At 39.5% G+C, this 9,998-nt stretch carries 6 protein-coding genes and 1 pseudogene; 6 read left to right on the top strand and 1 reads right to left on the bottom strand.

Annotated features, from left to right (window positions below):
• Positions 1 to 74: 74 nt before the first annotated feature.
• From N480_RS19865 to N480_RS19845, 6 genes and pseudogenes are all read left to right on the top strand, one after another.
• Positions 75 to 2,516, top strand: coding sequence for a penicillin acylase family protein (locus N480_RS19865; RefSeq protein WP_063374166.1), 2,442 nt, complete (start codon positions 75 to 77; stop codon positions 2,514 to 2,516).
• Between the two features lie 24 nt (positions 2,517 to 2,540).
• Positions 2,541 to 4,220, top strand: coding sequence for a cyclic peptide export ABC transporter (locus tag N480_RS19860; protein ID WP_063374165.1), 1,680 nt, complete (start codon positions 2,541 to 2,543; stop codon positions 4,218 to 4,220).
• Between the two features lie 46 nt (positions 4,221 to 4,266).
• Entirely contained in the window at positions 4,267 to 5,520 is a 1,254-nt protein-coding gene (locus tag N480_RS19855; RefSeq protein WP_063374164.1) for an efflux RND transporter periplasmic adaptor subunit, read from the top strand.
• A 142-nt stretch (positions 5,521 to 5,662) separates the two neighbouring features.
• Positions 5,663 to 6,709 carry an acyltransferase family protein gene (locus N480_RS19850; protein ID WP_063374163.1) on the top strand — a complete coding sequence of 349 codons (1,047 nt, stop codon included), beginning with the start codon at positions 5,663 to 5,665 and terminating at the stop codon, positions 6,707 to 6,709.
• 63 nt (positions 6,710 to 6,772) lie between these two features.
• Positions 6,773 to 6,988, top strand: a pseudogene (locus tag N480_RS25130) (transposase); the annotation flags it as partial.
• Positions 6,989 to 7,198: 210 nt separating this feature from the next.
• Entirely contained in the window at positions 7,199 to 9,073 is a 1,875-nt protein-coding gene (locus N480_RS19845) for a hypothetical protein (protein WP_063374162.1), read from the top strand.
• Positions 9,074 to 9,118: 45 nt separating this feature from the next.
• On the opposite strand, the gene N480_RS19840 is transcribed toward N480_RS19845, so the two are convergent.
• Positions 9,119 to 9,976 (bottom strand): hypothetical protein, encoded by an 858-nt coding sequence (locus N480_RS19840; protein ID WP_063374161.1) that lies wholly within the window; start codon positions 9,974 to 9,976, stop codon positions 9,119 to 9,121.
• Positions 9,977 to 9,998 lie beyond the last annotated feature (22 nt).

Raw genomic sequence — 9,998 nt, 5'->3', positions numbered from 1 at the left:
AAAAGAAGTTTATGGCTATATGTTAATAATAATAAGCCATTAATTGTTGTTTAATACTAATTCAAGATGAGATTATGCTTAATAAACACCCGATGTTTTTGAGGCTTTTTTTAATAGTCCTACTGCCTATTGCCATGCTATTTGCTTTCGTATGGGGATATTTACAAGAAACCCTGCCTGAAGAAACGGGTACACTGAGTGTTGAAGGGTTGAGGGCGGATGTAAAAATTACACGTGATGATTACGGTGTACCGTACATTGTGGCTATGAGTGACCAAGACGCATTTTTCAGCCTAGGTTATATTCATGCAAAGGAACGCATGTGGCAGTTGGAGATGCAAAAACGTATGACGGAAGGGCGCTTGAGTGAAGTGCTTGGCAAAGAATACCTGCAAAGAGATATTTGGTTTAGAACTTTAGGGTTAAGTGCTAGCGCTGAAAAAGCAATAGCATCATTGAACCCTCAAGCTAAAGCATCGCTAGATTCTTATGTGTCCGGTATCAACGCCTGGATTAACAGCAACCCTAAACTACCCGCTGAATTCCACATACTTGATGTGACCCCTAGTTTATGGGAAGTGAAAGATTCTATCGCGTGGATTAAGCTGTTTGCCCTTAACCTAAGTGGCAACTTTCGAAAGGAAATTTCGACGCTATTAGCACATCAACTACTAGATGATGAAATGTTGAAGAGCATCATGCCTCATATTGCAGAGACGGAACTGACGGTCAGTCAAAACAGCGTTTATGGGCTACATGAAATTGCTCAATTACAAAGTGACATTGAACGAGATTTACGCATCGGGCTGGAATACTCGGGCAGTAATGCTTGGGTAATAGCTCCGCAGCATACGAAAGATGCGCATGCTATTTTAGCCAACGATCCTCACCTTGGCTTACAAACACCGTCTTTATGGTTTGCCGCGAGCTTAAAGGGAGACAAACTTGCCGCAACCGGTATGACATTGGTTGGGTTGCCCATTGTTGTTTTTGGTAAAAATAACGATATTGCTTGGGGCGGTACCGCTATGATGACCGACAACCAAGATTTATTCATTGAACGTCCGCATCACAAAGATAAAAGTATCTATCGCTTTGATGAGAAATGGTTAGAGTTTAGCACTCGAAAGGAAACCATATCCGTCAGAGCTGACTTCCCACACCATTTGCGTAAGCCCATTAAACCCGTAGAGATTGAAATTAGAGAGAGTCAGAATGGCCCTATTATCAGTGATATATTTCGAGTATCTGATCAACCGATAGCACTAAAATGGACCGCTCTGGAAGAGCGTGATACCACATACAATGCGTTTTTTGCACTTAACTACGCAGCGAATTGGGATGAATATAAACGAGCGCTAAGTGACATGATATCACCCAATCTAAACATGTTTTATGCAGATACCAGTGGCAACATAGGATACCTTGGTGTGGGCGCAATACCCATGCGCAGAGGAGGCGAAAGCGCTTTACCACGATTAGGCTGGAGCAATGAACGTAAATGGGAGGGTTATGTGCCCCCCGTTGAGTGGCCACAAATATATAATCCTGAAAAAGGCTATATTATTAACGCAAACAACAAGATCGATGTGCCTGATTACCCTTATTACATCTCTCGAGACTGGGCTCCACCAGGGAGAGCTGACCGTATTGAACAGTTATTAGAGAATAAAATCGCAAGCTCAAAAGGCAATTTATCTTTTGAGGATGTTGCCAAGATGCAAGCTGACACAATTAATTTGCCAAGTAGGACCATATTGGAATACCTAAAAGAATTTAAACCGCGTAATGAGCGCCAGAAACAAGCTTTAGATTATGTGTCAAACTGGAATGGAGACATGAGCAGTGATAGCCAAGCAGCCACTATTTTCATCGTGTGGATGGAGCTGCTTCGGGCAGAAATATTTCACGATGAATTGGCGAGTAGTTGGGGGAACGCGACTGAAGAAAGCTTTTTGAAAGGACTGGCCAATCAGATGACTTTAGAACGTTTACACCATGTACTCGTTTCAGAGCAGTTAACATGGTGTGATGATGTATCTACCAATGAGGTAGAGAGTTGCCACGATATGTTATCTAATTCGCTAGACGGTAGTCTCAAACGCTTGAGTAAACTTGAAGGTAGTAACATGGATGATTGGCAGTGGGGTAACGTAAATAGTGCTTCGTACGGCCATTTTCCATTAAATGAGTTTAAATTCTTGGAATTGATTTTTAGCCGGCAAATTCCAAATGGCGGCTCAAGTGACTCGATCAATGTTGCTATTTCTCATTTCGAACAATCTAAGGGGTATCTTCAAACGCTAGGAGCGAGCTTCCGCCAGATTTTCATGCTCAATGAGGTGAACACTGAGCACTACTTCATGAATTCAACAGGTCAGTCGGGTAATGTGCTAAGCCCACATTATGACGATATGCTATTTAAATTCAGGGATGTAGAATTTACTTCGTTTACTCACAACACAACTTCTAAAAAGACACTTGTGTTGCAAGCCGTAAATAAACAAAAACAATAATAAAGATAAGCAAAAGGTTACCTCTTGAAACTATTTTCTATTTTCACTAATTATGCGCCGAACAGAGTCTTTTTATCTATGTTATTAGGTGGACTTGCCGGCGCAAGTTATGCACTGCTTATTCCGCTAGTGCTCACTACGTTAGAAGCCGAATCGACTTTATTACAGTCGGCGGAAAGCGATATCGATATGTTTTTTGGTTTAGAAGTAAGCAACTATCCTATTGCTCAGCTATTTTTCTGTATCAGCTTATTTATACTCATATCGAGAAGCTTATCTCAAGTGATCCTTTCTCGTATCTCGATGGACATTACATCGAACTTACGACAGAAGGTTTACCAGCGAATCATAAACGCTCCGTTAAATAATGTTGAATCCATTGGTGAGGCGAGGCTTATCGCCACCTTAACAACTGATGTACCGCGCATTGTGCAAGGTGCGAGAGTGATCCCTGATTTACTTATTAGTGGCGTCACTATGATTGGTATGCTCGCCTTTTTGCTATACCTGAGCAGCAATGCCTTTGTATTTGTTATTCAGTGTATTTTCTTTGGCGTTATTACTTATCAAATCCCCGTGCTCATAGGCAAACGATATTTTGACCGTTCTAGGAAGTGCGTAGACAATCTGCAAAAGTCTATGCACGGACTGATTTTTGGTATTAAAGAGTTAAAACTGAATAAAACCAAGCGCGAAGCTTTCCTAAATGAAGAGCTGTTAAAGTGGGAGAGGAATGTTGTTGCTCTGGATAAAAAAGCGAATACTGCACTGAAACTTGCGGCAAACTATGGAGACTTAATTAGCTTTTTTGTGATTGGTGCGGTGAGCTTTGTGTTCATTAATTACCACACAATATCTACTCAAGAGCTGATTGGCGTCATCATGGCATTGCTCTATATAGCAGGTCCAATTGGTTTGCTGTTAAACCTACTACCACAAATGACCCTGGCGGGTGTTTCAATTAGAAAAGTAGAAAAGTTACTCAAAGATATTCCACTAGAAAACGCTAACCCTCATGTCCAAGCATTGGCAAGCTGGAACGACATTTCTTTTAAAGGAGTATGTTATGAGCACGCTAATAGCAGCTTTACGTTAGGGCCTGTTGACTTTTCAATTAAAAAGGGTGAGATCACTTTCATTGTTGGTGGGAATGGCTCTGGAAAGTCAACGTTAAGCAAACTTATTACGCACCATTATTTACCAAGCAGCGGCTCTGTTTATTTTGGCGAAACGCAAATCAATTTAGAGAATATGAACTCAGCCCGTCAGTACATTACTTCTATTTATTCAGACTACTTCTTGTTCGAACGTCTGTACGGAATTAAAGATAAAGGAGCAGAAGAGAAGGTAAATAACTATCTAAAACTGTTTGGTCTTGAAGGTAAAGTTGAGTTTAAGAATGGTGTTTTTTCGACACTTTCGTTATCGGATGGGCAGAAAAGAAGGTTGGCATTGATAGTGGCCTACCTAGACGATACAGAACTGTATTTATTTGATGAGTGGGCAGCGGACCAAGATCCACATTACAAGGATGTATTTTATAAACAGTTATTGCCTGAATTGAAAGAAAAAGGTAAAGCAATTGTAGCAATTACGCACGACGATAGATATTATGGATATAGTGATCAGCTGATCATTATGGAAGAAGGAAAAATTTCTAAAATAGAAAGAAGTCAAAACCTATCCGCTAAACAATACGCATAAATAATAACTACCAACAATGATTATTAAGGCTTTACAGAATTAAATTATGGATCGAGTAATAGAAAAGAAACGAAAGTTCAATTTGAAGTATGGCATCATCGCGGCCGTGTCGCTTTGTGTCGTGTATTTATTTTATGTTGGTGTAAGCGATGCGGCTATTAGTACCTATAAAGTAAAAAAAGAACAAGTCATTATTTCTACTGTAAAACAAGGAGTTTTTGAAGATGTTGTGCCAGTAAGGGGCGAAATTGAACCTGCCAGTACAGTTTTTCTAGATACCGTCGCTGGTGGTGTTGTCGAAGAGATCTATGTCGACAATGGTACAATGATAGAAAAAGGTCAACCGATCCTTAAATTACAAAACTCGGACCTATATTTGAATGTTTCTAGAAACAACACGTCTATTACTGAACAGTTGAATAACCTAAGTAATATCGCAAACAATTTGGAAACTAAAAAATTAGTTACGGAAAAAGAAATAATTGATATCAAATACCGTATCAAAACACTAAAACTCGATAAAAAGCGTTATCAAGTGCTGGCAGATGATGCTTTAGTTTCTGATCACCAATACCAAGCGATTTTGGATGAACTTCAATACCGCGAGGAACTGTTGGTTAACCTAATTGCCAAGCAGGAGCTGGAAGAAACTATTCGGGGGAAAAGAATCGTCCAAATAGAAGATCAGATACAAAAGCTAGAAACCAATCTAGCTATATCAACGAAGAGCTTAAGTAACCTTCTCATTAAAGCGCCTGTTACAGGCCATTTAACATCGTTTTCAGTTGAAATTGGTGAAAGTAAAAATAAAGGTGAAAGACTAGGGCAAATCGATGAAATGGGAGCGAGTAAAATAGTTGCCCAGATCGATGAATTCTACATCAACAGAGTGAGAGTAGGTCAGACCGCTTCGTTCAAACTCAATGGAGAAGACTATGAGTCGATCATTGAGAGCGTTTATCCAGAAGTAACAAATGGGATGTTTGAAGTTGACTTAACCATCGTTGGAGGAGCTCCTGAGGGAGTTAGACGAGGTCAAACGATCCAGCTTGCTCTATCTTTAGGTCAAAAAAGTGAGTCATTACTGCTAACAAATGGTGGTTTCCTGAAAACAACTGGCGGGAGTTGGGCGTTCGTTCTGGATGAATCTGGAGAGCACGCAATTAAGCGCGACATTAAACTTGGTCGCAGAAATACATCTGTTGTAGAAGTCCTTGAGGGTCTAAAAGCAGGTGATAGAGTTGTCACATCAAACTACGCTTCTATGCAGGATGTAGAACGAGTTGCCATCTTAAGGTAGCGCTTTCCCTCCGAGTTGAATAGCTCAACATCGGGGGGAGCTAAGCTGTTTTATCATTACCTAATTACACTTTAACTTTCTGGTTATTGGCACCCTAATGGGGCGTTAGAGCTTCCGAAAGCTTGGAGTTGAGGAGTCGCTGTTGGAAATTAGAAAACTGAATACGTTACGAGGAATCGCTGCGCTTATAGTTTTTATCACTCACTTTAGTGATATAACTAACTGGCTAGATGGTGTTCTGGGCGGTGGCTCTGGGGCATACGGCGTTATGCTTTTTTTTATGTTGAGTGGTTTTCTAATGTCTTACCTCTACTTAGATAAGGATTTCAGCCAAGGCAATATTATTCGCTATTTCCTTGCTAGAGCTGGCAGAGTATTGCCTTTGTACTTGGTTGTTGTTTTTGGGTCATACTTTTTAACTTTATCAGGTTATGACGGCCTGTATGCGATTCCTGACTTCAATACTTTGCTAGGCCACTTGCTATTTTTATATGGTGAAAGTGTACTTTGGTCTATTCCCGCTGAGATACAGTTTTATTTAATTTTCATTGCTTTTTGGGCATTTGCTAAGCGCCGCACAGGGTATATTTATGTCTCTATTATTGCAGTTATGATTCTACTGTTCTTAACAAATTTCCCCAAAATTTACGGGGATATCAATGGGGTGCCATACAATCTTTTTAGCGTACTTAGAACTTTGCCATTCTTTTTTGTTGGAGTTGTTTTTGGGCTACATTACCGCTCCTTAAAAGTGCCTGAGTACTTGAAAAAGCATTGGTTCATATTATCGCTATGTTTAATTCCGTTGATGTATCCAGCATTCTCCCCATTGAATACTACGGATAAAGTCAGAATGTGGCTAAGTTACGAAGTATTGTTAGTGATGAGTACAGTTTTCTTTTGTATCGTCTTTTTAGTTCCCAATAGCAATGTGATTTTGGCCAATAAACTGGGAGATTTTATTGGAAAAATATCTTATTCCCTATATTTATTGCACCTTCCAATTATTATCAAAGTTAACCAGCTTGATTTGTCAGATGTAGCAAAACTTTTGTTATCGTTAGCTTTAAGTATTTTGGCAGCTTATTTTTCCTACCGATGTTTCGAAAGACCCATTGCAAAGTTAATACGAGACTTGGGGCCTAATAAGTCGCACCAGCCAGATACGCATACGCGGGCCTCTGTTTGAGGCGAATGTTCTACTATTATTCCTTCAATATATTCAATACCTTGAAGATGGAAGCGTAACAAATTGATAGGAATACTAAAAGGCAGAACTACAATAAGGCTTTTCGTAAAATTCCCATATTTACGCAATAAAAAGCTTTGGGGAAACCATTTCTGGCAACATGGGTATCTTATAGACTCGGCAGGTGCAATTGAAAAAATAATAAGATGTTATGTAAAGCATCAAGATAAAACAGAAAAAGAAGAGACAACGCGACAGCAATCTTTAGAGTGCTACTAAGTCAAAGTCATGTGCTATGCGGGTGGGTTTTTACTAAAAAATACGTATTAAAAAGTTTAAATATATTGGAGCACTCCCAATCTGACAATACTATTACTAGTATTTTTTCTGCTCAATATTTAATCTTTATTTTTAAATGATTTATTTGTTTATATGCCAGCGATTTTGATTTAAAGTCTCGGCAATTAGAAATTATTAGGCAGTAATCGAATGAAAAATATTGCACTTGTCAGTATCATTTCTTTGGCCTTAATCGGGTGTGGTGGCTCGTCAAAGTCTGAAACTCAACCAAAACAATCCGAGCAACAAACCCAGCCAAATATTGTCGCGAACACAGCGCCTACTATTGTTGGTCAAGACGTTGGCGAATTCTTTGTTGTCGAAGGTGGCAGTCTCGAGTATAAGCTTCATGATAGTGACGGCGATGCTATCGGTATTTCGATAGAGTCAGCACAATCTTGGATAACATCAGAGGTGAGCGGCGCTACTTTAACGTTGAAATTTGCTCCGACGCTGTTTGATGTTGGCCAACATGCTGTAAAAATCGAGCTTTCAGATGGTAAAGCAACCACAGGGTTTGACCTACAGGTTACTATTAATGAAAACCCAGAACAATGGGAAGCGCATACGCTTACAAATGAACTACTCCTAGGCGGTTGGGCAACTGAAGATGAGAGTTTAGTTCTAGCCTTTAATGGTGCAAATAAAGGCATGGCCATTAATCAAGGAAAGCTTGGGCAGCTGTTACTAGAAGAAGATGCACAGGGAACGTTGCAAACACGCATTTATGATTGCCAATATGAGGACGCACTTGCTGAACCAAGCATATGTGCGGCAGGTGTTTTGGTTGACTTTAAAGTTATTGCAAAAGAAGAAGATAAAATACGCGTCGTTTATCAGCCTCAAAATCAAGGGCAACTGATCAAAACCTTATATAAGCAAATAGAACCAATCATTGCTGATGGGTTTGAATATGGAATTTCAACGTCGTCTTATATAGGAAAGTCTACGGGGGTGAGCAAAATAGACATAACGGGTGAGTCTGAATCTATCATCTATGCAAAATTACTTCATTATGGGCCGGATAATGTCGCAAATATTTTTACAGCTGGAGTGTACGCTGCATTTGAAGACGGTAAAGTTTCGAAAATTCTGTCAGAAAAAAAACGTAATGTCTTTGTAAATATTCCAGAATCTATTGCATCAAAGAGTCCAGGATACCTATATCGTAATACTTATAAAAGTTTAGAGCTTTTATATGCATCTACAAAATATGCTATTTTCAATACAAACTATGAGGGTGAGCTTCACAGCGACTATGACGATCCAGAGCTTGCACCTACACCAGAAGCTCAGGCTTATATAGATGCATATTTAGCGCCTCAGCAAGGTATGATGGCGCTCAGTGCCATAACGAAAGCAACCGATGTAGCTTTAACCGAGAATTCAAGATATGTAACAGTGCTGGGCTTAGAAAATAAAGTTGACGAGCAAGGAAGTCAAAAATCAGAGTCTTTGAGTTACTTTGTTACGAAAGGACCTGGAAGTGTAATTCTAGAGCTTGATTCAGGGGTAACACGAGAAGCAAGCTATACGATTTCAAGCGGAGTCCTTGATATAGAACTAGATAGCCAATCAAGTAAATTCAATTTAGCTAACATCCCAAACAGTGATTTGTTGTTCTTAATCGACACATTTGAGTATGCCATTGGTTCAGAACCTCTAAAAACTTTTGCCAGCCTAAAGATTTTGACAGAAGTTCAAGAAGGCATTCGACTACAAGACCATTTAGGTCAAAAGTTCCAAAACCCCTATACAGGGGAAGTCATTCAATTCGAAGAATCGGAAGTAGCCTTTACATATGACAATTTCGACCAGCCCCTCCTTCAACCCGTTGAATATTTGGAGGACGGTAGTGCAAACATAACAGAATGCAACATTTGGACTGATGGGCAATGTTGGTTACCATCAGGTGTAGTTTATAACTACAAAATGGTAAATAAGTCCGGCAGACAAATTATATTGTTTAAAACACCCATTGCGGGCGCTGCGCCAAGAGATATTGAAGTCTTTAATATTCTCTAGAGTGAAAAGAAGGGCTGTTAGCCCTTCTTTTTTGCATTTTATTCACTAAGTGCAGTAGCTTGGTTGATATTGATATATAAATTGTGTCTTCGTCACACTGGTGTTATCTGCATAGCTAAGCTGACTTGCGATGCTTTCAAATAAGCGCGCTGCACGCTGCGTTACGGTTTTACTAAAATCACCTTGCTTATCTGCATATTTGAAAGAGAGCTCAGCTACGAGTGGTTTTTCGGCAAGTTCATTTTGATACCAAAGGGTGAGTGAAAATTCAGCTTCTTGTCTACCTAGATCAACCTTATACCCTGCGTAGACTCGTTCAAATACAGCCAATCCTGAAACCGGACTCAGAGGTGTCGAGTCAGATATTTGATAGGTACTCTCAAAGCCTACAAAGTGTTTGTTAATATCTTTTACTTCATTGATGTTTCTACTGTTAGGTACTTTAGTCGAGTGCCCATAAACAACTTTCCATACTCCGTTATTTGCGATACTAAAATCTGCCTCTAGCTTTGTTTTGGCTTCACTATGTTGACTCGAAAGATCTTCAAAGTTAGACAAATAGCTATCCACATGACGATATTTTAAAGTGACCTCTGAACTGCCATTCTCAATGCGTTCTCTGAATACATACCCCAGCCGTTTTAATGTACATACTTGTGCAACATCATAAAAGTGAACTTGACGCACTTTTGATAAATACGAAGTGCCTAGCAGTGGCTTACTTGTTGCGGATAAAGTTAATTCAGTAACCTCATCAAATACTTGATTGACCACCTGGTGTTCATTAGATTTTGAAAAATTCGCTGTGTTCAACATGACTTTGTATTCTTTAGAACCAATAGTTGGAGCGGCGAGTAATTTAAGCGGCGCGACTAGGGTAAAAAAAATGAAGAAGTTTTTCATAACAGGCCTTTATATCTAAAAA

It is taken from the genome of Pseudoalteromonas luteoviolacea S2607 (assembly GCF_001625575.1).
In the GTDB taxonomy this organism is placed as follows: Bacteria; Pseudomonadota; Gammaproteobacteria; order Enterobacterales; family Alteromonadaceae; genus Pseudoalteromonas; species Pseudoalteromonas luteoviolacea_E.
This window is presented reverse-complemented; position numbering and strand designations above follow the sequence as displayed.